We start from the raw sequence: 26,085 nt of genomic DNA, 5'->3' as shown, positions 1-26,085 counted from the left end.
TAAATGATCACGATAATAAAATATGCTCGGCACGTACTTTAACGACTAAACCAGAATCAAGCTGTACATGGACATCTTCTTTCTTGATATCAGTGATAACGCCGGCAACTGGGTTTTGCCCTAACTTCACACTAACACGTTGTTTTTGTTTAAGCTCGTCAAATTTTGCTGGCACATAATTAACTTTTGGTTCAGCAGGCTTTTTCGCTTTTGCTGGACGGTCTTTCTTAACTGGAGCAGTTTTTGCTGAAGGTGCTTTTCTAGCAGGCTTCTTTGGATTTGCTTTTGCAGCTTGTGCTTGGCGTTTCGCCTTTGCTTTCTCTTGGCCTTCTTTTAGGGTTTGCTGAGCATGATCAATATGCTCTTGCTCAAGCTCACCACAATCTTGGCCATCTAAGTCGATACGCTGTACGCCAGCTTTAACGCCTTTAAGGTAGCGCCAGCTACTTGTATAACGTCTAAGTGCAACACGTAATTGTGTCTTACTTACTTTAGAATCATCAGCCAACCTTTCAGCTAAATCTTGAAACAAACCAATTTTTAATGGCTTAGTTTCACCTTCTGCAATAAAGCATAAAGGAAAAGTTTCATATAAATACGCTAAAACTGCGTTGGTGTCGGTCAACTTGTCTGTTGATTCCATTTTTACTTCCACGTTATATAAGGGGACTGGTTAATAGCTTTCTTGGCTAGTACAGTCGTTTGTCTTTCGTTAAACAGAGTCTTGCTTAACGTTCAAATTAGCACTTCCTACATGATTGCTAAAGCAATTGAAACATGCCTTAACAAATTAACTTAGTTAGCTGCAATTTTACAGTAAATAAATTTTCCAGTAGTTAATGCGTGCAGCTCAGTATTATAAAGCGCATCACAGCGATTGCGACCTGCAATTTAGATTATTTGTTCGCAAATTAAGCAAATAAGCAAGATTCGAAGCTTTTTACTAAGATTTCGAGACCTTTTTGATCGTCTGTATCAAAACGATTCAACAATGGACTGTCAATATCGAGCACGGCAACCACATCATTTCCGTTATGAACCGGCACAACGATTTCTGAATTACTGGCTGCATCACAAGCAATATGCCCTTCAAACTGGTGTACATCTTCAACAAGTTGAGTCTGATTTAGTGCCGCAGCTGTCCCACAAACTCCTTTGCCTATCACAATACGAGTACAGGCAACTTTACCTTGAAACGGGCCTAAGACTAATTGGTCTGCTTTTTTAATGTAAAAGCCAACCCAATTTATATTGTCTAAATTATCATTTAACAACGCCGAAAAGTTTGCCATGCCAGCAATCAGATCATCTTCGCCTTCCATTAATGCTAATACTTGACGGTTCAATGTGTCATAAAACTCAGCTTTCATTGTACTTCCTAAAATATTTTATTCTGTTGGCGCTTTTTTATTAGTTTTTTTTGTGGCTGCTTTATTGGCAGCTGGCTTAGGTTTTACTACGCCTTTTAATAAATTAGCTAGCTCATCTTTATTAGAAGCTAAGTAAAAAGCAAGCTTCTCCACACTATTCTCGTCAATTTCGAGTTCAGCGCTAGTAATAAAAGGAACTAAGTTATCAGCAATGTCGAGCATTTTGTCATAGGCATCGGCTTCCTTTTTAGATGTAAATGTCATCTTTTCCACCCCTTCTCTTACCACGACAAACTTTGTAATTACCGCCATGATTAACCTCTTACTGTTTTTATATACAGTGCATAGAGTGTCATAGAACTAACTTCTGATGCAAGTATTCTGATTATTCTGGTATTATCTGATTTTATTGTATCTTGAATAATTGACGTTTTGACTATTTAAAGCCATATTTTGTGCACTTTAGTCAGATATTGTTCAGTAATTTAGAGCTCTTAATTATATAGATGGATGGTTTGCGCTTTATATGCCAAAAAATGTAGATCAAGAGAGCATCGTTTTATGTCGCTCTTGTGACTTAGCAGTTCAGCGCCGTGCGCTACCTTCGAATGTCAGAGCCCTATGTCCTCGCTGCCATACGGCACTCTATGATGTGCCATATTGCTCTATTAACGGCATGCTAGCTTTGTGTATGACCGCGCTACTTTTTTTTATCCCAGCTAATTTTTTACCCGTTTTAGAAATCCATTTTTTGGGTAGCATCCGTGCAACGACTGTCTACGAGACAGCCATCGCAGTTTGGGCACAAGGTTATTGGATTGTCGCTGTTGCAGTTATTGCCTCAGCAGTGATTGCTCCTGGCTTATTGATACTGTCGATATTGCTACAAATCATTATCGTAAAAAACAAATTACACAGCTACTTTTGGCAACGAACCTATCGGCGTTTGCTGAAAAACCAAGCCTTACTCACCCAATTATCAATGTTAGAAATTTATGTCATTTCTTTCTTGGTGGCCGCATTCAATTTATCTGACTTTGCGGATATCTATTTAGGCATGGGAACTTTTTGTTTCGGAATGTTATTTTTGGTTATTTTGTTTTTGCAACGTGAGTATAATCTGGAACATATGTGGAAGCTGACTCATGACGAATAAAATAGAACAAGCTAAAAGCAATGATTACCAGCAAGGTAAAGATATCGGTATGACCTTGTGTGGGGTATGTCGCAACATTAACCCTATTGAGCAAGGGTATTGCAGCCGCTGCGAATCAAAAATACAACCTCGTAATGAACAGAGCTTGCAACAAAGCTGGGCGTTATTAATTACTGCAGCGATTTTATTAATACCAGCCAATATTTATCCAATCACTATGCTCACAAACCAAGGCAAAGTGACTTACGATACTATTTTTACTGGGATAGTACATTTAGTGCATTCGGATATGATCCCTATTGCTATTATCGTATTCACCGCCAGTATTTTAGTACCATGGCTAAAAATTGCTGGACTAGCGATATATTTAACTGCGATTAGTTTTAACTTACCAGTTTCAAAAAAGAAGCTCATGGTGGGGTTTCATATTATTGAATGGATTGGCCGTTGGTCTATGTTGGATTTATTCGTTATTGCACTGACAGTTGCGGTAGTCAATATGGGTCAACTTTTAGATGCTAAACCCGCTCCGGCAGCAACCGCATTTGCACTCGTTATCTTACTGACTCAATTGGCAGCTAAGGTGCTTGATACACGTTTACTTTGGGATCGCTTGGACAAAAAAAATGACACGAATTGAATCACCAAAAGTCGTTAAAAAGAAACTTTTCTCTCCGATTTGGTTACTTCCTATTGTTGCCCTGGTATTGGGGGCTTGGCTAGGTGTTAAAAGTATCAAAGAGTCGGGAATTGAAGTTCAAGTGCACTTCCCTAGTGCGATCGGTATCGATATCGGTAAAACCCTAGTTAAATATCAGGGATTAACGGTCGGTAAAGTCACCGATATCAGCATTGATAAAGACCTTTCTGGCGTCAATGTTAAAATCATTATGGATTATCGCTCTGATCCATTTTTAAACAAAAACACCCAGTTTTGGCTTGTGACTCCAAAAGCAAGTATCACCGGGATAGAAGGATTAGATACCTTATTTTCAGGTAACTATATTGCTATTCAGCCAGGAGATGGTAGTTCGGCATCTGAGTTTGTTGCTTTAACAGAAGCCCCTACGATGATCCCCAATGATGAAGAAGGCATTGTTGTAAACCTTACCACTTCAACACTAGGCTCCCTTGATGTCGGCTCAATGGTATTTTACCGCCAAGTGCCAGTTGGCAAGGTGGTTAACTACCGCTTAATCGATAGTGAGACCATTACTATCAGTACCTTTATCGAGCAGCAATACGCACACTTGGTCAATCAAGAGTCACAATTTTGGAATGTCTCTGGGCTCAAAATCGATGCCTCTATGTCAGGGATTAAGGTGAATACCGAAAGTTTGGCATCATTACTTGCTGGCGGGATCAGTTTCAACTCAGATACAAAAGCGGACAAAGCAGTTAGTGGCGATACCTACGTACTTTACCCTGATGAAGAAAGTGCAGTTAAAGGGATTGAATTTGTACTTACCGCCGAGAATGCAGATGAGATAAACCAAGGTTCAGCACTGGTTTATCGTGGCGTTGAGGTGGGCAAAGTTCATCAAACTCAATTGACTGAATCCGGCGTTAAATTTTTAGCCAAGTTTGATGTGCAATATCAGCACTTATTAAATGCCGATAGCCAATTCTGGATTGCTGGTGCCGACATTTCGCTTGAAGGTGTGAAACATGCAGCACGTTTATTAACTGGGAGTGTCGTCAATGTGCTCCCAGGCACCAGTGACCAAGCGTTACCAGAGCTATTTACTTTACAACCTGAAGCGCCAGATTTGCTTCAAGCGCAAAAGCTCACCATACAACTCACTTCTGATGAGCACAGTGGCTTAACTGCAGGCGCAGAAGTTAGATTTAAACAGATGCCTATTGGTACTATCACTGAAGTGACATTAACCGAAGACTTTACCGGTGTTCTGTACCAAGTCGAAATTTTACCTGAGTTCGCCTCACTATTAACAACTGATAGTTATTTTGTCACAGAGTCAGCGTTAAGTATTGACGCATCTTTAGACGGCGTATCTGTAACAACAAGAGATTTAAACACTGTTATTGAAGGTGCGATTTCCTTAGTTCAAGGAAAAAATAAAGCATTAGTTACCCCGAAGGCAAAATTTGCCTTGTATCGTTCTAATGATGATGCACTTGTCGCCCTTAATAAAAATAACATCACCACATTAACACTCGACAGTATCGATGGCGCGGGGTTATCTGCAGGTTCTCCTATTTATTACAAAAAAATGCAAATCGGTAGTGTTAAAGAAGTTTATTGGAACAGCAATACAGACCAATTCTCGATTCGTATCGCAATACAAAATAAGTTTAAACAGTTGATTAAAGACTCAAGTGTATTTTGGCGTAACGATGCAGCAAATATCAATGCAAGCTTGTCTGGTATCGAAGTCGATGTGGCACCTTTAGAAGGTGCACTCAAAGGCAGTATTAGCCTTGGTTTACTTGATAATGACCAACCAGGCAATGTATCTCGCTTGTATGACTCTAAAGCCTTAGCGCTTAAACAGGCTAAAGCCATTACCTTAATCGTGCCTGCCGAAGCAAAAGTTTCTGAAAAAGCAGCGATTCGCTATCAAGGCCATCAAATTGGTGTAGTGCAGCAGGTGAAGTTAAATCAAAACCTAGATACGTTAACAGCAAGTGCCTATTTATACGGTGAATATGCTGATCACTTTACTAAAGCGGACAGTGAATATTTTGTGGTTGATGCGCAAATATCTTTAACGGGTATAACAGCCCCAGAAACCCTAATCACCGGCCCTTACATCGGTGTTTTACCGGGCAATCAAACTGATATTAGCGATAACTTTACCGCACATTTGTCAGCCCGATATGATGCAAATATCGATGCTGATGCAGTCACGTTAGTCCTTGAAGATAGTCAACTGGGTTCTATCAAAGTGGGTACCCCTATTTTCTTCAGAGGTATTTCTATTGGCCAAGTTGATGGTTATTCATTATCAGAAAACGGCAACAAGGTATTGATGTACTCGCATATCGAAAAGCAATACACGCACTTAGTTAATCAAAGCAGCCGCTTCTGGGACGCATCCGGTATCAAACTTGAGGTTGGGATTTTCTCTGGTGCACAAATCGAAACCGGTTCACTAGAAACACTGCTTTCAGGGGGAATTTCTGTTGTTACCGAAGACATCACTACCCCAGCAAATCAAATCGCTTCAGGTGCGAGATTTAACCTTTACAACAAGATGAAAGAAGAGTGGCGTAGATGGCAGCCAGAACAAGTGAAGCCGTAATCATTAAAATGACACTATGTAAACTGAACTAGGTTGGTTTTCGAGTTACATTAGATTAAGTGACGTTAGCTTCAAGGAACATTTAAAAAGTCGGCATTTGCCGACTTTTTTCTAATCAAACATCAATAAGCTCATAAAAACCTGAATTCACAATAAACGCTTAAATAAATTGGTAAATATCTGACGTTCACTTAACCATAGAACCAATAGCACACTGCAATAGCAGCAATTATTCCGCCGACATCGGCAGCCAAACCACAGCCCAGTGCATGGCGGCTATTACGGATCCCTACAGAACCAAAGTAAACAGCTAACACATAAAAAGTGGTTTCTGTGCTACCTTGGAAAATTGCCGATAATCGACCAGCAAAAGAGTCAACACCATGATGTTCCATCGTTTCTAACATCATGGCCCGTGCGCCGGAACCACTAAAAGGCTTCATTAACGCAGTAGGCATGGCATCAACAAAACGATTATCAAACCCCATCATGGACACAAGACCAGCAAGCCCCTGTAATGCATAATCTAGCGCACCGGATGCCCTTAACATGCCAATCGCTAACAACATCGCTAATAAATAAGGTATTAACGCTATAGCTTGAGAAAAACCTCCTTTGGCACCTTCTACAAACTCATCGTATATTGCGACTTTCCGGTAGCCTGCAATTAAGATAAAACTCAAAATTAATAATAATAAAATCCCGTTACCGAGCGCAGTAGAAATGGTACCAATGGCTGATGCTGATAAGGTTAGCAGATAGAATACACTTGCGGTTAATCCACTAAATAGAACTGCGCCATACCCCAACACCACGGTATTTAGCAATGATAACCGCTGTACTATCGCCACCACAGTCAAGCCGACAACGGTTGATGCAACCGTTGCTAATAATATCGGTAAGAAAACGTCAGCCGGAGCTGCCGCGCCCTGCTGCGCTCGATATAGAAAAACGGTTACAGGTACTAAAGTCACAGATGAAGTATTTAATACCAAGAAAAGAATTTGTGCATTGGTCGCGACAGTTTTATCTGGGTTCAAGCTTTGTAAGTCGTGCATGGCTTTTAAGCCAAGTGGAGTTGCTGCGTTATCTAGACCAAGCATATTAGCTGTCAGGTTCATCGTCATACTGCCATAAGCGGGATGACCTCGAGGTACCTCTGGCATTAATTTAGATAATAACGGTTCAAATAATTTGGCGAAAACACCAACTACACCGGCTTTCTCTCCTACTTGCATTAGCCCCATCCACAGAGCAAGCACTCCGATTAAGCCAATAGATATCTCAGCGGCGAGTTTCGCACTACTAAATATGCCATTTACAGCATCACTCAATACTCCGACATGACCATTGAATAGTTGAATAACAATCGCAATAGCAGCCGTTACAAAAAAGAACAACCAAACTCGATTCAGCACTTAATACTCCATCATTATTGCCCGAGGAACTCACGGTGATAAATGCATGATATAATCTAATCCATAATTACACAGTTGTTTTATCGAATTTTTTTACTATGGCGCAAATTAACCCAAATTACCTCACTCACATTTCTTCAGAACTACCTGAACATCTTGATCTAGATGAGTTTATTGCAGCGTGTCAGCGCCCACTTAGAAAGTCCATTAGAGTCAACACTCTCAAAATTTCTGTGGCTGCTTTTATCGACATAATGAAGCAAAAAAACTGGAGTTATGAACCTATCCCTTGGTGTAGTGAAGGTTTTTGGATTACTCACTCTGAAGATCAGCAACCAGGTAACATGGTAGAACATATACAAGGGCTATTTTATATTCAAGAAGCTAGCTCTATGTTGCCGCCCGTAGCACTATTTGATAGCACAGATAGCAACATACTTGAGACGGTACTCGACGTTGCCTCTGCACCCGGTTCTAAAACCACACAACTCGCTGCCCTAATGAATAACCATGGCTTACTCATAGCAAATGAATACTCATCAAGCCGAGTTAAAATATTACATGCTAATGTGCAGCGTATGGGAGTGAATCAATGTGCCCTTACCCATTTTGACGGTAAAGTGTTCGGTGAATACTTATATGAAAAGTTTGATGCTATTTTACTTGATGCCCCGTGCGGCGGTGAAGGCACAGTACGTAAGGACCCGAACGCCCTAAAGCATTGGCAATTAGATGACGTTACTGACATAGCTGAAACACAGAAAGTCCTTATAGAATCAGCATTATTAGCGCTCAAGCCTGGTGGAACTTTAGTGTATTCCACTTGTACACTCAGCCAAATCGAAAATCAGCAGATTTGTCACTATATTCAGCAACAGTATCCAGATGCGGTTGAGTTTATGCCACTTAATGGTTTATTTCCTGGTGCTGAAAAAGCATGTACTGAAGAAGGCTTTTTACATGTTTGGCCACAGATTTTCGACAGTGAAGGTTTTTTTGTCGCTAAAATAAAAAAAATAACCTCAGTACCAAGATTGAAAAAATGCCCCAAACCACAACGCAACTTCCCGTTTGTATCGGCTAATAGCAAACAAGTAATGGCTATCAAAGCCTACTTCAGCCAACAATTCAATATCCAGCTTCCTGAAAATTATACTGTGATGCTGCGTGATGATGAGTACTGGCTATTCCCTACTAAGTTCAACGAGTTTATTGGTTTGATGCGCTTCCAACGTATCGGGTTTAAGCTCGCAGATGTGATGAAGAAAGGCTTTAAAGTTAAGCACGAAGCTATCATGGCGTTAAGTCATTATATCCAAAATACAGAGCGAGTCATTGAACTGAGCCGCGCTCAAGCCATTGAGTTTTTGATGGGCAGAGACATTTCAACTCTAGAGATTGATGGGATTGAAAAGTCGGCAATGGGAGAAATGTTGGTTAGTTTTAATCAAACACCATTAGGTGTCGTCAAGCATTTAGGCCATAGATTAAAAAACAATCTACCACGTGACTTGGTTAAAGACAAAATAGATAAAGTTTAATAAAATCAAACAAATAGAAGCAAAATTCGAATTGAGCTGTGGCTCGTTTTATACACTAGCGTCATCCCAAAGTAGGTTATTCGCACAATTATCGTTCAATAAATGTGCAATATGACAAATGATAACTATAATTTGTGAATCAAGTTGTGCTAGCGAAACATTCCTTAATGTAGACCACAATACAACTTAACTGAATGCAACTTAACTGAGTACGACTTAACTGATTTACTGAGAATAGCCTCTCAACAGTAGCGCAAGGCTCTTTTATGAAGAGCCATTCCCCTAGACCCAGAACAATTGGATAGTTTTGGGTCTTTTTTTGTCTGAAACTAGCGACCAATGAGTTTCGCTGCATCTGTGAAAAGGTTAAAGAAGTTGTCAGAGGTATAACGAGCTAACTCTTCATATTTCTCACCACGAAGTTCAGCGACAAATTCAGCGACATCACGCACATAAGCTGGTTGATTCTCCTGACCTCTGTGCGGGACGGGCGCTAAATACGGTGAGTCAGTTTCAACAAGTAATCTATCTTGCGGCACTTGTCGAATAACACTGCGTAATTCACCAGCATTTTTAAACGTCACAATACCAGACACTGAGATATAAAAACCTAAGTCAATCGCCGCCTTCGCCATCTCCCAGTTTTCAGTAAAGCAATGTAATACACCACCAACTTTATCAGCGCCGCCTGCTTTTAACATTGAAATAGTGTCTTCACGGGCATCACGTGTATGGACAATCAGCGGTTTATTCACTTCAACAGCCAAGGCAATTTGCTGCTCGAAACATTGTTGTTGCAGCGTTTTCGTTTCTGGTGCGTAAAAATAATCTAAACCAGTTTCACCAATTGCAACCACCTTTTTATCAGTCGCAAATTGTTTGATTTCAGCTACATTTAGCCCTTCTTGAACATCTAATGGGTGCACACCAGAAGAAAGGAATACGTTATCGAATTGCGCCATTTTCTCACGCATTGATTCGAAACCTTGTTGGCGTACATTAACGCATAACAGGTAATCTACACCGCGAGATTTAGCAGCGTCGATGATAGCTTGTAAACTAGGTTGATCTGGCGCCGCTTTTAAACGGTCCAAGTGGCAATGAGAGTCAATTAACATGGGTATTTTATCTAAAACGAAAATAAGCCAGCAAGAATACCTAGCTACATAGTGCAGGTCAAATCACTTGAAGAAAGTTCACTTGAAAGCAATTTTTCAATATGGTGTTTATGGCTTTCAGGATCGGTTTTAATTTTGACACCAATACCTGCTGGCCTGCCACCTGATGCGCCTAAAGGGTTAATCCAAACCACAACACCTTTAAAATCGGTCATTTGAGATGTACCAGGTAATTTATATGAAATAGACAACTCTTGCCCTAAAAAATGGCTTTCAGTCGTTGAAATAAATAAACCCGCAGGTTTAATAAAAGGCATATAAGCTCTGTACAATTGGTGCAGAGTATCAAAATTTACCACAAGATCGGTCATAGTCTCAGTCTATTATTTAAGATGAATAAGTTGTCTAAATTCGAGTATATAGTCTTGGCATAATGCTGGGGCATTAATACTCGCCATTGTCGTTAATCGCTGACACATTTGTGCCACTTTCGAAGACAAACCAATAATGTTACTTGTCGCTAATGGATCTATCTTTTTACTTTTTAACACATATTGTCGCAAGTACAAATATAAAACATTAAGTGCGTCAACAATTTGCTGTTCAGAAACCTTGATTAAACTACCACTAAGATGACCTGACTGAATACTTTTAGCCCAATCTTGTCGGAAAGTTAATAGCTTATGATAATGCTCATTTTCTAAACTCTCAGCCAATTTTAACGGTCCACCCATCATACCTAAACACCAAGTGACATCATGTGTTTTTTGGCCTTCTGGTGCAGGAGGCAGTAGTTGGAATTGATTTAACCAATCAAGCACTTGTTGCTTGTTAGGTTTAAGGTAAGCCACCTGTTGGCAACGACTTTTAATTGTAGCAAGTAATCGAGACGGCACGTCAGTTTGTAAAATAATTAAAATATTATTCCCAGGTTCTTCCAATGTTTTTAATAGTGCATTTGCTGAAGCAAGGTTGAATTGCTCACTATTTTGAATAATTGCAACCCGTTGACCACCTTGCTGCGCTGTCACCGTGAGTTTTTGGCACAAGTCCCGTATTTGATCCACTTTAATTTGTGTACCATCAGCTTTAATAACATGACAATCTGGGTGTGTTCCTGCTTTAAACAATAAACAACTTTTGCATTGCCCACATGCGCCAACAGGTGTTAGTTGAGTGCACATTGCAGCTTCAGCCATTTCCCTAGCAAGAATATGCCCGCCATACCCTTGTTCAATGCTTACCAGTTGCGCATGAGCACTATGACCACTAAGTCGCTCGTTAACAAAACGCGTAAATGGCGCATCTAACCACGGAAGTTGGTTCAAATAAAATGCCTGCATTATTGGCTCACTGTTTGTCGTGAAGTGGTGCTATTCAAGATAATCTTGCCGTTAATTCTGTCGTAATTTGTTGATGCACTTCTTCAAGGGTTTTACTGGCATCAATAACAATAATAGAGTCATCTTTTGCCGCAAAATCTAAAAATGTTGCTCGTGCGCGTTCAAAAAATTCGATTTTTTGAACTTCAATTCTATCCAGTGCACCACGATTTGCTGCTCGCTCAAGCCCAAGTTTTGGCTCAATATCCAAGTATAAGGTCAAATCCGGTTTAAACCCTTTTAAGGTAATATCACTGATTGATTTTACAAGCGGCATCAACCCTCTTCCACCGCCTTGATAGGCTAAAGATGACAAGTTATGGCGATCGCCTAATACCCATGTATTGTCAGCAAGTGCAGGCTTAATTACATTGGCAATAAGCTGAGCCCTTGCAGCATAAAAAAGTAAGCATTCTGCTTCATCACATAAAGGATCGGTTTCATCGGCAACTTTTACTAAATCGCGCATTTTCTCAGCTAATGGTGTTCCACCAGGCTCACGAGTACACACCGGCGCTTTTCCGGTATGGGAGGTAATGAGTGTTTTTACAAGTTCAATCGCACTTGATTTTCCTGCGCCTTCGAGGCCTTCAATTACGACAAACTTCGCTTTTTGTTCGATCATTTTCTGTTTCTCTGATACTCGTTAACGGCACGATTATGTTGTGCTAATGTCTCTGAAAATACATGACTACCGTCATTTCTTGATACAAAGTATAAATACTTCACGTCAGCTGGTTTCGCAGCGGCAAAAATAGCAGCCTTACTTGGGGCAGCGATTGGTGTAGGCGGTAGCCCATTTATTCGATAGGTATTAAATGCTGTTTTCTCGCGTAAATCAGCGCGCGTGATATTTCCGTTATAGCGCTCACCCATGCCATAAATCACTGTTGGATCGGTTTGCAAGCGCATCCCAAGTTTCAATCTGTTATTAAACACTGCGGCAACCCAATCACGCTCTGATGGCTTACCTGTTTCTTTCTCAATAATAGATGCAATTGTTAGTAATTCATAAGGCGTCTTGAGTTTAAGTTCCTTATCTCGCTCTTCCCAAGCTTGCTCTAAGGTCTTTTGCATCATCTGATAGCTGCGATTTAAAATTGACTCAAGTGATTCGTTGGCTTGATATTGATAAGTTTCGGGAAAAAACTTTCCTTCAGGTAATCCTGAATCATCACCATTTTTTAGCAGCACTCGATTAAATACGTCCTCATCAAACGTTAAATGCGGCAAATCAGTTAATGCTTCATGCCATTCTTTAATGGTTTTACCTTCAATTAAGGTCAACGAAAAAGTCATTTCGTCGCCTCGGTTTAGTTTTGTTAACAATGACTCGATATTGTCTCCAGGATTAATTTGATATAACCCTGTTCTTATATGCGCATATTCAGGCTTAATTTTTAATAAATATTTAAATTTCCAACTATCAGAAAGCGTTCCGTTTGTTTCAAGTTCTTTTCCTAGCTTAGTAATATTCATACCTTGGGCAATCACTAACTCGGTCGGCTCTTCAAGCTTGAGTGCTTGTTTGGGGTAGGCCAAAATCTGTTGGTAGGCCCAAAACCCAACCACACACGCAACCGTAGTCAGTGTCATCAAAGATGTAAGAAGTATCGTGAGTGTTTTTTTCATATTATTTTATAGTGACAATGTTAGCTGGGTTAATAATGGTGTGGTGTACTGCCAAGGTTTATAGTGAGTGGTCGAGCTTAAGCTGGCATTAACTTGGCGATCAATAATTGAATTAATATTTACCATACCCAATAAACTATTGGTGATAAAGACATGGTCAGCGTTTTTAATATCATCCATTGTCACCTTTGTCGCCATGACAGCAAAATGATTATCTAGCAATGTGTTGATGACTTGCTCTCGCATTACGCCCGCCACACCGCTATCAGAAAGTTTTGGGGTAATCACTTGGTTACCTATGACCAAAAATATATTAGCCATTGAAGTTTCAACAACATGATTATCAGTATCCAAAATAAGCCAATCATCTGCTTTAGCTGTTAATTCATACTGTTTAATCAACACTTGTTCGAGGCGATTTAAATGCTTCATTCCCGCTAATAATGGCTGTTTAGCCAACTGTACGGATGAAACTGACAAACTAATGCCTTGCTGCTGCCAACCTTGGTAATGCTTTGGTATCTCATGCAGAGATATCATTTCAGTTATGGTCGGATTCGATGGGGCGGTATAACCGCGTCCACCAACACCACGACTAATTAAGAGCTTTATACATCCCTCACCGAGTGATTGTGCATGCTTTTGCAAACGGGACTGTAAATCAGATAAAACTGGAGGTTGGAAACCTAATCTAAGGCAAGCTTGGTTTAACCGAGACAGGTGCGCTTCAATAAACATCAACTGACTATTGGAAACTCGCATAGTTGCAAATACGCCATCGCCATATGCAAGCCCCCTGTCGAGCGCTTGAATAGTATTATCAGATTGTCCGTTCACAAATACTAAAGCCATGTTTTATCCTGAATCTATCCCTGCGGGTGAAAACTACTTTTTTACTTAATCTGTTATCAATTTACATCGATGAGTTATTGCAAGACATTTGTAACACCCCGCCGCAACGCCATATTTACGTATCTTGTAGGTGATAATTAAAATAACAAGCGGTGTAATACTATTTAAAAGCGTCATTAAAAAATAGGCTCTGAATTAGAGCCTATAATTTATCACTTAAACAAGCATCTGTATAAAGCGAAAAATATTATCTTGCTAATAGATGTTGAATTCGAGCTTTTAAAATATCCGTCGCAATTCTGTTTTTACCACCACGAGGTACAATGATATCAGCATGCTGTTTTGACGGTTCAATAAACTGTAAGAACATTGGGCGCACTGTTGCTTTATATTGCGCAATAACCGATTCCATTGTACGGCCACGCTCTGCAACGTCACGAGTTAAACGACGTAAGAAACAAATATCCAACGGTGTGTCCATGAATACACTCGCATCCATAAGTTCACGTAATTTAGGATCAGTTAACAATAAAATACCTTCTAAGATAATGACCTTTTTAGGCTGCATATCCAGAGTTTTACTCATGCGAGTATGTTCTTTGTAGCTATAACAAGGAATATTTACCTGCTCACCCTTCTTTAATTGTTTAAGGTGTTCAGCTAATAGTTGATGATCCAGTGCTTTAGGATGATCATAATTGGTTTTAACACGGTCTTCCATTGTCATATGACTTTGGTCACGGTAATACGCATCTTCATTAATCACACCGATTTGATCGGTGCCTAGGTCGCGTTTTAGTTCTTCAAAAATCGTTTGGGCAATTAAACTTTTGCCTGATGCTGAAGCACCTGCGATACCAATAATGACACATTGCTGAGAATTCATTACTTAACCTTACTCGTCGTCTGAAATACTGATTGAAACTGTGTTTTTGTTTTGCTGCTTGGCAAGTTGTGCACCCACTTTACGGGCAATTTCACGATAAATAGCAGCAACTTCTGAGTCTGGCTTACTGGCAACCGCAGGGTTACCTTCATCCATTGACTCACGAATATTAATATTAAGCGGCAATGCGCCCAATAATGGCACTTCATAACGTTCAGCAATCTTGCTGCCGCCATGGGTACCAAAAGGATGTTCTTTATGACCACATTCAGGACATAAATGAAAACTCATGTTTTCGATGATACCTAAAACTGGAATATCCACTTTTTGGAACATGGTGATGCCTTTTTTAGCATCTTCAAGTGCGATATCTTGTGGTGTTGTAACAACAACCGTGCCACTGACTGGAAACTTTTGTGACAGTGTTAATTGTATGTCACCAGTTCCTGGTGGCAAATCAATCACTAAATAATCTAATTCTGGCCACTGAGTTTCAGTTAATAACTGGTTCAATGCACCTGCTGCCATTGGACCGCGCCAAACAGCGGCTTCTCCATCACCTAGCATAAAGCCAATTGATTGAGCTGAAATGCCATGTGCAGAAGCTGCTGTCATCATTTTGCCATCTGGTGATGTCGGTTTAAAACCTTGAAGCCCCAACATCATTGGGATTGATGGACCATAAATATCAGCATCTAAAATACCGACTTCAGCGCCTTCTGCTTTTAATGCCAACGCAAGGTTGACAGCAGTTGTAGATTTACCGACACCACCTTTACCAGAAGCCACAGCAATCACTTGCTTGATATTTGGAATAGGTTCTACTGAAGCAATGGCTGAAAACACGCGAGGCTGGAAATCAATTTCGCATTCGACTTCGTCGATGGCGTCTAACACGGCGAGCTTTTTTGTCACATCCATAACCGTATCGCGATATTGCGTCATACAAGGGTAAGGATATACCAAGCCAAGAAGCAGTCGTTTGCCTTCTATCGCAAGCTTATTAACACAACCTGCAGACACTAACCCTTCGGCTAAATATGGATCTTGATATGCATCTAAAATACTCAATACTGGACCAAGAAGGTCATCACTTAATTGATAATCTGTATGCGAAGTAGACAAAAGCAGAACTCCCAGCGAAAAATTTGCCCAAGTGTACCAGAATTAGAGAAAAATGAGCGCTAATTTAGCCGTTTTTGTTGTTGTTTGATGAAATAATCACTTTGATCGGTTAGTATCTTGACCATATATTTAGTGTAATCGATTGTTGAGACAAAATGACAAATTCACAACGTAAAATCCTGGTGACAAGTGCCCTCCCATATGCCAATGGTCCTATCCATTTAGGTCATATGCTTGAGTATATTCAAACTGATATTTGGTCTCGTTACCAAAAGCTTCGTGGACATGAATGTCACTATATTTGTGCTGATGATGCCCATGGCACCCCAATCATGCTCAAAGCTCAACAAATGGGAATTACCCCAGAAGAAATGATTGCTCAAGTACAAAAAGAGCATGAACAAGATTTCGCGGACTTTAATATTCAATTTGATAACTTTCACAGTACTCACAGTGATGAGAACCGTGAATTAGCCAGTGATATTTACTTAAAATTACGCGATGGCGGTTACATCAAAACCAAAACCATCTCGCAATTATATGATCCTGAAAAAGAAATGTTTTTACCGGATCGTTTCGTTAAAGGCACCTGCCCTAAATGTAAAAGCGAAGATCAATACGGTGATAACTGTGATAACTGCGGTGCAACTTACAGCACAACAGATTTAATCAATCCTTACTCTGTTGTATCAGGTGCAACTCCAGTCATGAAAGACAGTGAACACTTCTTTTTTGACTTACCAGCATTTGAAACCATGTTAGGCGAATGGCTTTCATCAGGTTCTTTACAACCTGAAATTGCTAACAAATTAAGAGAATGGTTCGACCAAGGATTACAACAGTGGGATATCTCACGTGACGCGCCGTATTTTGGATTCGAAATTCCAGAGCAACCAGGCAAGTTTTTCTATGTCTGGCTAGACGCCCCAATTGGTTACATGGGTTCATTCAAAAACTTATGTGATAAACGTGATGATCTGAACTTTGACGAATACTGGAATAAAGGTTCAAGCACCGAGCTTTATCACTTTATCGGTAAAGATATCGTAAACTTCCACGGTTTATTCTGGCCTGCAATGCTTGATGGCGCAGGAGTGCGTAAACCTACGAGTGTTTTTGCTCATGGTTACGTCACAGTGAACGGCGCAAAGATGTCTAAATCAAAAGGCACCTTCATCAAAGCCCGTACCTACTTAGATAACTTAAACCCTGAGTACCTTCGTTATTACTATGCCGCAAAATTAAATAGCCGTGTTGATGACTTAGATTTAAACCTTGAAGACTTCGCTCAACGTGTAAACTCAGATCTAGTCGGTAAATTGGTAAACTTAGCATCTCGCACGGCTGGTTTTATCAGTAAACGATTTGAAGGTAAGTTAGCTAAAATTAACGATATGTCGTTAACAGAAGCCTTCTTAGCTAAACAAGATCTTATTGCTGATTTATATGAAACCCGTGAATTCGGTAAAGCAATGCGTGAAATCATGGCACTTGCCGATATGGCGAACGCTTATGTTGCCGATGCTGCACCTTGGCAGTTAATCAAAGACGAAGCAAAACAAGAAGAAGCGCATCAAGTTTGTAGTAATGCACTTAACTTGTTCCGTATTTTGGTGACTTACCTAAAACCAGTGTTGCCTCAGTTAGCTGAAAAAGTTGAAAGCTTCCTGCAGTTAACCTTAACTTGGGACAATTTAAACCAAGATTTAGCAGGCCACGAAATCGCTAAGTTTAAAGCGTTAATGCAACGTATTGAAATGAAGAGTATTGAGGCGATTATTGAAGCGTCAACTGAAAATCTTCAAGTTGCAGAAACCAAAGCCCCTAAAGCTGAGCAAGTGCAAACAGAACTTGAAAAAGAGCCGTTAGCACCTGAAATCACTTTTGATGATTTTGCTAAGGTCGATTTACGTATTGCACTCATTGCTAAAGCTGAGCACATTGAAAAAGCGAATAAACTGCTTCGTTTAGAGCTTGATTTAGGCGGTGAAACGAAACAAGTATTTGCTGGCATTAAATCGGCTTATGCGCCAGAAGATTTAATTGGTAAACACACTGTCATGGTAGCCAACCTTGCTCCACGTAAGATGAAGTTTGGCGAGTCTGAAGGCATGGTGTTAGCCGCAGGCCCTGGTGGCAAAGATATCTGGATTTTAGAACCACATGCAGGCGCTAAACCAGGCATGCGAGTGATGTAGTCTCTCGTGAGTTAATACAAAAAAGGCCGTCAATTGACGGCCTTATTATTTATCAGTCAGCTTCTAGCTAGCCAGAAAACATATTATGACATCACCTTTGGATTAGCATCTTCGCAAGCGTTAGCATTTTCAGGGTCACATGGCGCTTCTTGAGCAAAACGCTGACTTTTATAAGCCTCAGTATCAGCTTCAATTGCTTCTTTTAAACGCTCTTCATATTCAATAAATAGATTAATGAAATCTCCGCCAAACTTCTCACCGTCGGTGCGACCAGCCCATTCGTTATACAGTACTTCAGAAGCTTCTTTTTCCACTCTCATATACGTTTGTTTTTGTCGCTCGACCAACTCTGAAGAGAACCCCATTGCTTTCATTGATTCAGCGCCTACTTTCAATGCCGACCTGAATGTTTCAGACTCAACATAGTCCGCTCCAGCTTGACGTAATAAGTGACTGTGGCCACGGTCAAAAGCACGGCTGATCACTTTTAAGTGAGGATACTTGTGCTTAAGGTGCTTGACGAGCTCAACGCTACTTTGTGGGTTATCAATCGCTACAACAAATGCCGACGCTGTGGCAACGCCAGCCGTCTCAAGTAAATCAGGACGAGTTGCATCACCATAGTAAGCTTTCGTATTGATTTTACGTAAGTTGTCTACTTGGGTCGCTTGGTGATCCAGCACAACGGTTTTAACGCCATTAGACAGCAGTAAACGATTCACAATCTGTCCGAAACGACCAATACCTGCAATGATGACTGTTCCCTGCTCATCGACTTCATCTTGCTCGCGATCATTCGAGGTTTTCTCGTATTTAGGCAAAATGACTTTTTCGTAAAAAATGAATAACCCAGGGGTAAAGAACATAGATAACGCAACGACTATCGATAATGGCTGCGCAATTTCTTGCGAAATCACATGGTTTTGCTGACTAAAACTTAACAATACAAAGCCAAACTCACCTGCTTGCGCCAAGCTAAGAGTATATAACCATCTATCACTTCCTTTGATACGAAATATAAAGCTCAGCACTAATAATACCAACGCTTTCAATAGCATCACAGCAGCTGTGACGCCTAATATCACTCCGAGATAATTCCAAAGGATTTCAAAGTCGATACCTGCGCCGACCGTAATGAAAAACAAGCCTAGCAATAACCCTTTAAATGGACCAATATGTGTTTCAAGCTCATGTTTAAATTCACTGTTTGCAAGTACGACACCCGCTAAGAATGTACCAAGTGCAGGTGATACCCCTACTAAGCTCATTAGCGTTGCAATCCCAATCACCAAAAGTAAAGCCGCCGCAGTTGAAATCTCACGCACCCCTGAATCTGCAATAAACCTGAATACAGGCCGACTCAAGTAATGTCCCCCAAATACAACCAAGCCGATTGAAAGCACTAATACCAGCGCATATAAACCACCATGTAAGTCTGCAACCAAAGAAAGTTCTTCGTGGTGCTCAGCAGCAGCTGCCACTGAGTATTGCGCAGCTTCAACTAATTCAGGAAGCGCTAGGAGCGGAATAAGCGCAAGCATAGGAATTACCGCGATGTCTTGAAATAACAACACGCCAAATGCATTCTTGCCAGCCGTTGTTTTGGTTAAGCCTTTTTCATTTAATGTTTGTAAAACAATCGCTGTGGAAGATAAGGAGAAAATTAAGCCAATAGTTAACGCGACCGTCCATGACATTTCAAACATCATAGCAATAGCCATCACAATACCCGCCGATAAGCCGACTTGCAGGCCACCCATGCCCACTAATCGATGTCTCATCGACCAGAGCATTTTAGGTTCAAGCTCCAGACCGACTAAAAATAGCATCATGACGACGCCAAATTCTGCAAAATGCTGAATGGTGTTGGTTTCACTTCCGACTAACCCAACAATCGGTCCAATGACAACCCCTGCGATCAAATAGCCAAGTACGGAACCTAAGCCCATGCGTTGAGCAATAGGCACTGCGATAACCGCTGCTGATAAATAAATAAATGCTTGAATAAAATATTCAGTCATGGCGTTAACCTTTGGTTTTTCTATTGATTAAACAGGATTAACAATGTCAATAAACTGATGTGTCAAACCAAATTTTTCAGCTAAATGTTCACCTAATGCTTGAATACCAAATTGCTCAGTTGCATGGTGACCAGCAGCAAAATAATGGATTCCCTGCTCCATTGCACAGTGATACGTGCGCTCAGAAACTTCACCACTTATAAATGCATCAACTCCCAGAGCCGCAGCATGATCAATATAATCTTGCGCTCCACCAGTACACCATGCCAACGATGAAATTATTTGCTCATCATCGCCTATATGAAGTGGTTGGCGATATAATTTTTGATTCAATAACTCACTTAATTGTAGAGGCGAAAGTGGCGTTGCAAGTTTTCCTTTCCAAAGTAAATTTTGTGGAATATCTGCACACACTTCAACATCGACTAATCCCAACTTTTTAGCAAGTTCTGCATTATTTCCAATAGTTTCATGGGCATCTAGTGGTAAATGATAGCCGAATAAATTCATATCGTGACTCATAAGCGTTTTAATTCGCTTATATTTCATCCCTGTAAGCACTTCTGGTTCATTTTTCCAAAAAAATCCATGATGAACCAATATGGCATCAGCATTCACTGCAGCCGCTTGGTCAATGAGCGCTTGGCAAGCTGTTACCCCAGTGACTATGGTACTAATCGTATCTGAGCCCTGAACCTGCAGTCCATTAGGTGCATAATCTTTAAATTGGCTAACGCTAAGGAAATCATTTAGATAGTTGGATAATAGCTCGCGAGATACAGACGTTAATGACATAAAACTAACCCTAAAATTTTTGATATTAATAGTGTAACGCAGACCAATACTTATTGAAAAACCCTTGTTAACATTGCTTATTTGCTAAGCGATTTTGGCTTAAATTGGACTTTTGGGTACTTTAAACACTAAAATTAGCGCTAAGGGATGTTGAAAACATTAAATAAAACTATTCATTACAGAAAAATAGGTCTCAATATGTCAAACTTGACTAAAGAAGCGCTTATCGCCGAACTTAAAGCTGCTCTTGAAAAACAAACTTCAAAAACTGTTGAAATCGAGCAGAAAGGCAGCTGGTATAAAATTGATGGCGGCAAGTCTTTACGCTTTAGCGATCTTGAGAAAATGCACCTTGAAGTGACTCAAGGTCAAACAGAAGCACCTGTTGCAGAAAAAGTTGTCGCTAAAAAGCCTGCAGCTAAAAAAGCTGTTGCAGCCAAAACTGAAGCGAAAAAGCCTACTGCTAAAAAAGCCGACACTTCAGGCGGTAAAACACCTAAAGAACTATGGCGTGAAAAATTAGCAAATGCAGGTAAAAATACCTTACCTCGCGGTTTCTAATACAAGCTTACTGTTACTGAGCTAGCGACCAATCAAAAAAGGAGCCACTGAGGCTCCTTTTTTATTGCGCGAATCACACAAAAAATGTGATTTTACTATCCGTTCATTACATGGCTAAATCCACACGAACATAACCGGTTAAATACACAACACGCACTTCGTCACCTGCAACAAATGACATTCCAGGATCTAAGTCTTGTATCACCATAACTTGTGTTCCATCGTCTAAATTAATCATCATTTCAATTAGTTTATATTCAAGTGTACGAGTTGAGTTGCCGTATTGGTTGGCTGCAGCGCCACCAAGTAATGCGCCTAATACGGTTGCGACATCCTGTCCTGAGCCACCACCAAACTGATGCCCAATAACGCCACCTATTAATGCACCGCCAAAGGTTTTCCAGCCAAGGTTACGATCTTCGACTAATTGCGTTTGTGTAACGTGTTTAATTGATTCGACTTGGCCATAGATTACCTTTTCAACTGGCACTGCCTGATTACGCTCATATGCCGCTAGTGCTGTGCTACTCATTACCCCTGATAATATGACCAAAAGTGCACTAAAAACCATCACTGAGCTGTTTGTGAGTTTCAACATAAGCAAAATTCCGCTAACGTATAGATAAGACCTATTTAATAATATACTTAATTGTGAACTCACTGTCTTATTTAAATCACCTTCCTCAATTTCCTGATCCCATGCAAGCACTTGACGAACCAAATGGCTTACTGGCGGTTGGCGGTGATTTATCACCAACTCGATTAGTCGAAGCCTATTATCAAGGCATTTTCCCTTGGTTTAACGATGATGATCCCATCCTATGGTGGTCACCTCACCCAAGAGCGGTATTTACTCCACAAACTCAGCCGCTAAACAAAACAATGCGAAAATGCCTAAAAAAATCAACGTGGCGATTTACCATTAATCATGCCTTTGCAGAGGTAATCAAAGCATGTTCAGAACCAAGAGCCAGTGAGCAAGGCACTTGGATTTCAACCGATATTCAAAATGCCTATATTAAATTGCACTCTTTAGGTAAAGCTCACTCTATTGAAGTGTGGGATGATAAAACACTTGTTGGCGGTTTATATGGAATAGCGGTAGGCAGTGTATTTTGTGGAGAATCAATGTTTCATCGCCAAACCAATGCATCAAAAGCTGCATTTGCAATGCTTAATCAGCATATTGCCAAACATGGTTTTAAGCTGATTGATGCACAAATTATGAACCCACATTTAGAAAACTTAGGTGCGAAACCTGTACCTAGAAATGAGTTTTTACAAACCTTAAAACAATTACGTAATCAAGTTATTGATAATCAAGCTTGGGTTACTCAAGAGGTATATTTTGACATCTAGAAGCATCAGTGTCGGCATTAGTCACCCTTTTGATTGTAGCTATATTGATGGACTTCAAGAGCAGCTATTAATTATTCAAGAGCCACAGTTGGACAGCGCGCTATTTGAACAATTACTTGGCATGGGCTTTAGACGAAATGGCAACTCTACTTATAAACCACGCTGTCCGAGTTGCTCAGCATGTCAATCTATACGCGTTGTGGTGCCTGAATTTAAACTTTCTAAACGACAAAAACGCACCATCAAAAACAATCAGGACTTAACATGGCAAGTCACAGATGAGTGTTCAGCTGAACACTACGCATTATACGAACGTTATATCAGTGGCCGCCATTCTGATGGGCCAATGTATCCTCCGAGTGAAGCTCAATATAATGACTTCCTGCTGTGCAGCTGGCTTAAACCCACTTACATTGAAGTTTTTGACCAAGATAAACTCATTGGAGTGGCTGTAACGGATCAACTCAATAATAGTTTGTCAGCCATTTATAGTTATTTTGATCCTGACTATGCTAAACGCTCACTCGGCAGCTTCATGATCTTGTTGCAGTGTGATTTAGCCCTGCAACTAGGTAAGCAATTTGTTTATCTGGGCTATCAAATTGATGAAAATAGAAAAATGAATTACAAACGTTTATATCGTCCATATCAAATATTAACAGCGAATGGATGGCAACATATTGAAAAAGAACCCACGCTTTAGTGTTTCAATCCTTTACAGCAAGCGCTTTTTGGGGCATGATACTGCGAATTTTTTTTATATTTGAAGGCATAAAGGTAACCAATTAATGGCGAAAGAAGACAACATTGAAATGCAGGGCACAATCCTTGAGACCTTGCCAAATACAATGTTCCGCGTAGAACTTGAAAATGGTCATGTCGTGATTGCACACATTTCTGGCAAGATGCGCAAAAACTACATCCGTATTTTAACGGGTGATAAAGTCACGGTTCAATTGACTCCTTACGATTTAAGTAAAGGTCGTATCGTCTTCCGCGCACGTTAATTCTGCCTCATCTATTTAAAAACCCGGCTTGATTGTCGGGTTTTTTGTTGGCTAATGATTAACGTTGATGCAAACAAAAATGGCTATCTGTTTTCAGATAGCCATTTTTATTACCAGAATCAACACGATTAAGTTATGACACTTTTTCTTCGCATTCACAGCTAATAACAATTTCATTATCTTTAGCGTCGACTTTGGCAATACCGCCAGCCTCTAACTTACCGAAGAGTATTTCATCAGCTAATGGTCGCTTGATTAGCTCAGTGACAACGCGACCCATTGGTCTTGCGCCCATATTCTTATCGTAGCCTTTTTCAGCCAGTAAAGTACGAGCTTCATCAGTGACCTCTAGAGTAACGCGTTTTTCATCCAATTGAGCTTGTAACTCAATTAAGAACTTATCAACGACCTTGGCAATTATCGTCATATCTAAATGATTAAACCAAATAATTGAATCTAAACGGTTACGGAACTCCGGTGAGAAGACTTTATTGATTTCTGACATCGCATTTAAGCTATTGTCTTGCTGTTTAAAGCCAATCGAAGTACGAATAGACTCTTGGACACCAGCATTGGTGGTCATCACTAAGGTGACATTTCTAAAGTCTGCTTTACGGCCGTTATTGTCAGTTAACGTACCATGATCCATCACTTGCAATAGCAAGTTATAAACATCAGGGTGCGCTTTTTCAATTTCATCCAACAATACAACGCAATGCGGGTTTTTAATGACGGCGTCAGTTAATAGACCACCTTGCTCGTAACCAACATAACCAGGAGGCGAGCCGATTAAACGAGATACAGTATGACGCTCCATATATTCAGACATATCAAAGCGAATCAGCTTCATATTTAAACATGCGGCTAATTGATTGGTAACTTCGGTTTTACCAACACCAGTAGGACCTGCAAATAAGAAACTACCAACCGGCTTTTTCTCCGCACCTAAACCACTTCGAGATAATCGAATAGCAGAACTCAGCCCCTCAATGGCTTTGTCTTGACCAAACACTAACATCTTAAGGTTACGCTCTAGGTTTTTGAGTAAATCCTTGTCAGTTGATGATACGGACTTCTCAGGTATGCGCGCAATTTTAGCGATGATCGCTTCAATTTCAGGTTGACCAATGGTTTTCTTACGTTTGCTTTGCGGTAACATCACCATTCTCGCACCCGCTTCATCAATCACATCAATGGCTTTGTCTGGTAAGTGACGATCATTAATGTGCTTCGCTGATAAACTCGCTGCAGAACTGATTGCCGCTTGAGTATAACGAACACCATGGTGCTCCTCATACTTAGATTTAAGCCCCAATAAGATTTTAGTGGTTTCAGCCACTGACGGCTCATTGATATCGATTTTTTGGAAACGTCTTGCTAACGCTCGGTCTTTTTCAAAAATGCTTTGATATTCTTGGAAAGTCGTTGAGCCCATACAACGTAATGTCCCGTTAGATAATAACGGTTTAAGCAAGTTAGACGCATCCATTACGCCACCTGAAGCGGCACCTGCTCCAATGATGGTATGGATTTCATCAATAAACAGAATCGCATGTTCATTTTTACCCAGTTCTTTAAGCAAGCCTTTAAAGCGTTTCTCAAAATCACCACGGTATTTTGTGCCGGCAAGTAATGAACCTAAATCTAACGAATACACGGTTGCATCTTTAATCACATCGGGGACTTGCTCATTAACGATTCGATAAGCTAACCCTTCAGCAATAGCCGTTTTACCCACACCTGCTTCACCAACAAGTAGTGGATTGTTTTTACGTCGACGACATAAGGTTTGAATTGCACGTTCAACTTCATCATCACGGCCAATGAGTGGGTCAATCACACCATCCTTAGACATTTGATTTAAATCGGTTGCAAACTGCGATAATAAACTTCTGTCTTCAGCTTGTTCAGTTCCTTCTTCTGATGCTTCAGGGTTATTCATTTCCTGATTATCATCATCTTTAGGTAAACCATGTGAGATAAAATTGACCACATCTAAGCGGGTAATTTCACAGCGACGTAATAAGTAAACAGCTTGTGATTCTTGCTCGCTAAAAATTGCCACCAGCACATTTGCGCCAGTGACTTCATTGCGACCTGAGGACTGCACATGAAACACTGCGCGTTGCAGAACACGTTGGAATCCTAATGTTGGTTGAGTTTCTCGCTCTTCAGTGCTTTCAGCGATTAACGGGGTTGTTTGTTGAATGAAGTTAGATACTTCCTCGTGAAGACGAGTAATATCAGCGCCACAAGCCAGTAGTGCTTCTTTGGCCGATGGATTATTGATTAATGCTAATAATAAATGTTCTACCGTCATATATTCATGACGTGAATCTCTAGCTTGTTGAAACGCTAGGTTCAAGGTGACTTCAAGATCTTTGTTTAGCATAAGCAC

The 26,085-nt window shown here is 40.4% G+C and carries 25 protein-coding genes; 9 read left to right on the top strand and 16 right to left on the bottom strand.

The annotated features are described in order from the left end of the window. Positions 1-7 precede the first annotated feature (7 nt). From proQ to J8L86_RS14080, 3 genes are all read right to left on the bottom strand, one after another. Complete coding sequence (gene proQ / locus J8L86_RS14090) at positions 8-643, bottom strand: RNA chaperone ProQ (RefSeq protein WP_055024463.1); 636 nt, start codon at positions 641-643, stop codon at positions 8-10. 268 nt (positions 644-911) lie between these two features. Next, positions 912-1,370, bottom strand: coding sequence for a GAF domain-containing protein (locus J8L86_RS14085; RefSeq protein WP_211030850.1), 459 nt, complete (start codon positions 1,368-1,370; stop codon positions 912-914). An 18-nt stretch (positions 1,371-1,388) separates the two neighbouring features. Further along, complete coding sequence (locus tag J8L86_RS14080) at positions 1,389-1,682, bottom strand: YebG family protein (RefSeq protein WP_065108251.1); 294 nt, start codon at positions 1,680-1,682, stop codon at positions 1,389-1,391. Positions 1,683-1,896: 214 nt separating this feature from the next. Here J8L86_RS14080 and J8L86_RS14075 point away from each other — a divergent pair, with 214 nt between their 5' ends. From J8L86_RS14075 to J8L86_RS14065, 3 genes are read left to right on the top strand one after another with little or no spacing between them, the layout of a single operon-like run. Continuing rightward, positions 1,897-2,526, top strand: coding sequence for a paraquat-inducible protein A (locus J8L86_RS14075; RefSeq protein WP_211030849.1), 630 nt, complete (start codon positions 1,897-1,899; stop codon positions 2,524-2,526). Continuing rightward, positions 2,516-3,166, top strand: a complete 651-nt coding sequence (locus J8L86_RS14070; RefSeq protein ID WP_055024459.1) for a paraquat-inducible protein A — start codon at positions 2,516-2,518, stop codon at positions 3,164-3,166. The genes J8L86_RS14075 and J8L86_RS14070 overlap by 11 nt, the downstream gene beginning before the upstream one ends. Then, positions 3,153-5,792 (top strand): MlaD family protein, encoded by a 2,640-nt coding sequence (locus tag J8L86_RS14065; protein WP_211030848.1) that lies wholly within the window; start codon positions 3,153-3,155, stop codon positions 5,790-5,792. Before J8L86_RS14070 ends, J8L86_RS14065 begins: the two co-directional genes overlap by 14 nt. A 191-nt stretch (positions 5,793-5,983) precedes the next feature. Here the strand turns inward: J8L86_RS14065 and J8L86_RS14060 are convergent, their stop codons facing one another. After that, on the bottom strand, positions 5,984-7,210 hold the full coding sequence (locus J8L86_RS14060) for a spore maturation protein (protein WP_211030847.1): 1,227 nt from the start codon (positions 7,208-7,210) through the stop codon (positions 5,984-5,986). A 98-nt stretch (positions 7,211-7,308) separates the two neighbouring features. Here J8L86_RS14060 and rsmF point away from each other — a divergent pair, with 98 nt between their 5' ends. Then, entirely contained in the window at positions 7,309-8,751 is a 1,443-nt protein-coding gene (gene rsmF, locus J8L86_RS14055) for a 16S rRNA (cytosine(1407)-C(5))-methyltransferase RsmF (RefSeq protein WP_211030846.1), read from the top strand. Between the two features lie 329 nt (positions 8,752-9,080). Here the strand turns inward: rsmF and J8L86_RS14050 are convergent, their stop codons facing one another. The 8 genes from J8L86_RS14050 to apbC all read right to left on the bottom strand — a co-directional run bounded on the left by J8L86_RS14050 (position 9,081) and on the right by apbC (position 15,746). After that, positions 9,081-9,869: a YchF/TatD family DNA exonuclease gene (locus J8L86_RS14050; RefSeq protein WP_211030845.1), complete on the bottom strand. Its 789-nt coding sequence runs from the start codon at positions 9,867-9,869 to the stop codon at positions 9,081-9,083. Positions 9,870-9,913: 44 nt separating this feature from the next. After that, positions 9,914-10,240, bottom strand: coding sequence for a PilZ domain-containing protein (locus tag J8L86_RS14045; RefSeq protein WP_055024454.1), 327 nt, complete (start codon positions 10,238-10,240; stop codon positions 9,914-9,916). Positions 10,241-10,252: 12 nt separating this feature from the next. After that, entirely contained in the window at positions 10,253-11,212 is a 960-nt protein-coding gene (holB, locus tag J8L86_RS14040; protein WP_055024453.1) for a DNA polymerase III subunit delta', read from the bottom strand. Between the two features lie 34 nt (positions 11,213-11,246). Next, complete coding sequence (gene tmk / locus J8L86_RS14035) at positions 11,247-11,876, bottom strand: dTMP kinase (protein ID WP_080915550.1); 630 nt, start codon at positions 11,874-11,876, stop codon at positions 11,247-11,249. Next, positions 11,873-12,883 (bottom strand): endolytic transglycosylase MltG, encoded by a 1,011-nt coding sequence (mltG, locus tag J8L86_RS14030; RefSeq protein ID WP_065108258.1) that lies wholly within the window; start codon positions 12,881-12,883, stop codon positions 11,873-11,875. Before mltG ends, tmk begins: the two co-directional genes overlap by 4 nt. A gap of 6 nt (positions 12,884-12,889) precedes the next feature. Continuing rightward, positions 12,890-13,735, bottom strand: coding sequence for an aminodeoxychorismate lyase (gene pabC, locus J8L86_RS14025; protein WP_065108259.1), 846 nt, complete (start codon positions 13,733-13,735; stop codon positions 12,890-12,892). 247 nt (positions 13,736-13,982) lie between these two features. Then, positions 13,983-14,621, bottom strand: a complete 639-nt coding sequence (gene udk / locus J8L86_RS14020) for a uridine kinase (RefSeq protein WP_055024449.1) — start codon at positions 14,619-14,621, stop codon at positions 13,983-13,985. 9 nt (positions 14,622-14,630) lie between these two features. Further along, positions 14,631-15,746, bottom strand: a complete 1,116-nt coding sequence (gene apbC, locus J8L86_RS14015) for an iron-sulfur cluster carrier protein ApbC (RefSeq protein ID WP_055024448.1) — start codon at positions 15,744-15,746, stop codon at positions 14,631-14,633. A gap of 155 nt (positions 15,747-15,901) precedes the next feature. Between apbC and metG the strand changes: the two genes are divergently transcribed. Then, positions 15,902-17,944, top strand: a complete 2,043-nt coding sequence (gene metG, locus J8L86_RS14010) for a methionine--tRNA ligase (protein ID WP_211030844.1) — start codon at positions 15,902-15,904, stop codon at positions 17,942-17,944. An 83-nt stretch (positions 17,945-18,027) separates the two neighbouring features. Here metG and J8L86_RS14005 read toward each other — a convergent pair whose 3' ends face one another. Together J8L86_RS14005 and J8L86_RS14000 are read right to left on the bottom strand one after the other, a co-directional pair. Continuing rightward, positions 18,028-19,965, bottom strand: a complete 1,938-nt coding sequence (locus tag J8L86_RS14005; RefSeq protein WP_211030843.1) for a monovalent cation:proton antiporter-2 (CPA2) family protein — start codon at positions 19,963-19,965, stop codon at positions 18,028-18,030. A 27-nt stretch (positions 19,966-19,992) separates the two neighbouring features. Continuing rightward, on the bottom strand, positions 19,993-20,760 hold the full coding sequence (locus J8L86_RS14000; protein WP_211030842.1) for a Nif3-like dinuclear metal center hexameric protein: 768 nt from the start codon (positions 20,758-20,760) through the stop codon (positions 19,993-19,995). A gap of 198 nt (positions 20,761-20,958) precedes the next feature. Between J8L86_RS14000 and J8L86_RS13995 the strand changes: the two genes are divergently transcribed. Continuing rightward, positions 20,959-21,321, top strand: a complete 363-nt coding sequence (locus J8L86_RS13995) for a hypothetical protein (RefSeq protein ID WP_065108262.1) — start codon at positions 20,959-20,961, stop codon at positions 21,319-21,321. A 106-nt stretch (positions 21,322-21,427) separates the two neighbouring features. Here the strand turns inward: J8L86_RS13995 and J8L86_RS13990 are convergent, their stop codons facing one another. Next, complete coding sequence (locus J8L86_RS13990; RefSeq protein WP_225442266.1) at positions 21,428-21,853, bottom strand: glycine zipper 2TM domain-containing protein; 426 nt, start codon at positions 21,851-21,853, stop codon at positions 21,428-21,430. Between the two features lie 119 nt (positions 21,854-21,972). Here J8L86_RS13990 and aat point away from each other — a divergent pair, with 119 nt between their 5' ends. From aat to infA, 3 genes are all read left to right on the top strand, one after another. Beyond that, a complete protein-coding gene (gene aat, locus J8L86_RS13985) occupies positions 21,973-22,680 on the top strand; it encodes a leucyl/phenylalanyl-tRNA--protein transferase (RefSeq protein WP_065108263.1) in 708 nt (235 codons plus the stop codon). Next, positions 22,670-23,383 (top strand): arginyltransferase, encoded by a 714-nt coding sequence (locus J8L86_RS13980; RefSeq protein ID WP_211030841.1) that lies wholly within the window; start codon positions 22,670-22,672, stop codon positions 23,381-23,383. Before aat ends, J8L86_RS13980 begins: the two co-directional genes overlap by 11 nt. An 85-nt stretch (positions 23,384-23,468) precedes the next feature. Further along, positions 23,469-23,687 (top strand): translation initiation factor IF-1, encoded by a 219-nt coding sequence (gene infA, locus J8L86_RS13975; protein ID WP_011496276.1) that lies wholly within the window; start codon positions 23,469-23,471, stop codon positions 23,685-23,687. 133 nt (positions 23,688-23,820) lie between these two features. On the opposite strand, the gene clpA is transcribed toward infA, so the two are convergent. After that, positions 23,821-26,079: an ATP-dependent Clp protease ATP-binding subunit ClpA gene (gene clpA, locus J8L86_RS13970; RefSeq protein WP_055024441.1), complete on the bottom strand. Its 2,259-nt coding sequence runs from the start codon at positions 26,077-26,079 to the stop codon at positions 23,821-23,823. Between the last annotated feature and the right edge of the window lie 6 nt (positions 26,080-26,085).

It is taken from the genome of Shewanella sp. MMG014 (assembly GCF_018100775.1).
Lineage (GTDB): Bacteria > Pseudomonadota > Gammaproteobacteria > Enterobacterales > Shewanellaceae > Shewanella > Shewanella japonica.
Note: the sequence above shows the minus strand (reverse complement) of the source record. Positions and strands in the feature narration are given on the sequence as shown.

Coding starts and splice junctions, on each gene's coding strand:
- J8L86_RS14000 (WP_211030842.1), bottom strand. CDS start 20,760: ATGTCATTAACGTCTGTATCTCGCGAGCTATTATCCAACTATCTAAAT.
- infA (WP_011496276.1), top strand. CDS start 23,469: ATGGCGAAAGAAGACAACATTGAAATGCAGGGCACAATCCTTGAGACC.
- rsmF (WP_211030846.1), top strand. CDS start 7,309: ATGGCGCAAATTAACCCAAATTACCTCACTCACATTTCTTCAGAACTA.
- metG (WP_211030844.1), top strand. CDS start 15,902: ATGACAAATTCACAACGTAAAATCCTGGTGACAAGTGCCCTCCCATAT.
- J8L86_RS14070 (WP_055024459.1), top strand. CDS start 2,516: ATGACGAATAAAATAGAACAAGCTAAAAGCAATGATTACCAGCAAGGT.
- J8L86_RS13990 (WP_225442266.1), bottom strand. CDS start 21,853: ATGAGTAGCACAGCACTAGCGGCATATGAGCGTAATCAGGCAGTGCCA.
- mltG (WP_065108258.1), bottom strand. CDS start 12,883: ATGAAAAAAACACTCACGATACTTCTTACATCTTTGATGACACTGACT.
- clpA (WP_055024441.1), bottom strand. CDS start 26,079: ATGCTAAACAAAGATCTTGAAGTCACCTTGAACCTAGCGTTTCAACAA.
- J8L86_RS14050 (WP_211030845.1), bottom strand. CDS start 9,869: ATGTTAATTGACTCTCATTGCCACTTGGACCGTTTAAAAGCGGCGCCA.
- J8L86_RS14065 (WP_211030848.1), top strand. CDS start 3,153: ATGACACGAATTGAATCACCAAAAGTCGTTAAAAAGAAACTTTTCTCT.
- J8L86_RS14080 (WP_065108251.1), bottom strand. CDS start 1,682: ATGGCGGTAATTACAAAGTTTGTCGTGGTAAGAGAAGGGGTGGAAAAG.
- J8L86_RS14085 (WP_211030850.1), bottom strand. CDS start 1,370: ATGAAAGCTGAGTTTTATGACACATTGAACCGTCAAGTATTAGCATTA.
- holB (WP_055024453.1), bottom strand. CDS start 11,212: ATGCAGGCATTTTATTTGAACCAACTTCCGTGGTTAGATGCGCCATTT.
- pabC (WP_065108259.1), bottom strand. CDS start 13,735: ATGGCTTTAGTATTTGTGAACGGACAATCTGATAATACTATTCAAGCG.
- J8L86_RS14045 (WP_055024454.1), bottom strand. CDS start 10,240: ATGACCGATCTTGTGGTAAATTTTGATACTCTGCACCAATTGTACAGA.
- J8L86_RS14005 (WP_211030843.1), bottom strand. CDS start 19,965: ATGACTGAATATTTTATTCAAGCATTTATTTATTTATCAGCAGCGGTT.
- J8L86_RS14075 (WP_211030849.1), top strand. CDS start 1,897: ATGCCAAAAAATGTAGATCAAGAGAGCATCGTTTTATGTCGCTCTTGT.
- proQ (WP_055024463.1), bottom strand. CDS start 643: ATGGAATCAACAGACAAGTTGACCGACACCAACGCAGTTTTAGCGTAT.
- J8L86_RS13995 (WP_065108262.1), top strand. CDS start 20,959: ATGTCAAACTTGACTAAAGAAGCGCTTATCGCCGAACTTAAAGCTGCT.
- udk (WP_055024449.1), bottom strand. CDS start 14,621: ATGAATTCTCAGCAATGTGTCATTATTGGTATCGCAGGTGCTTCAGCA.
- tmk (WP_080915550.1), bottom strand. CDS start 11,876: ATGATCGAACAAAAAGCGAAGTTTGTCGTAATTGAAGGCCTCGAAGGC.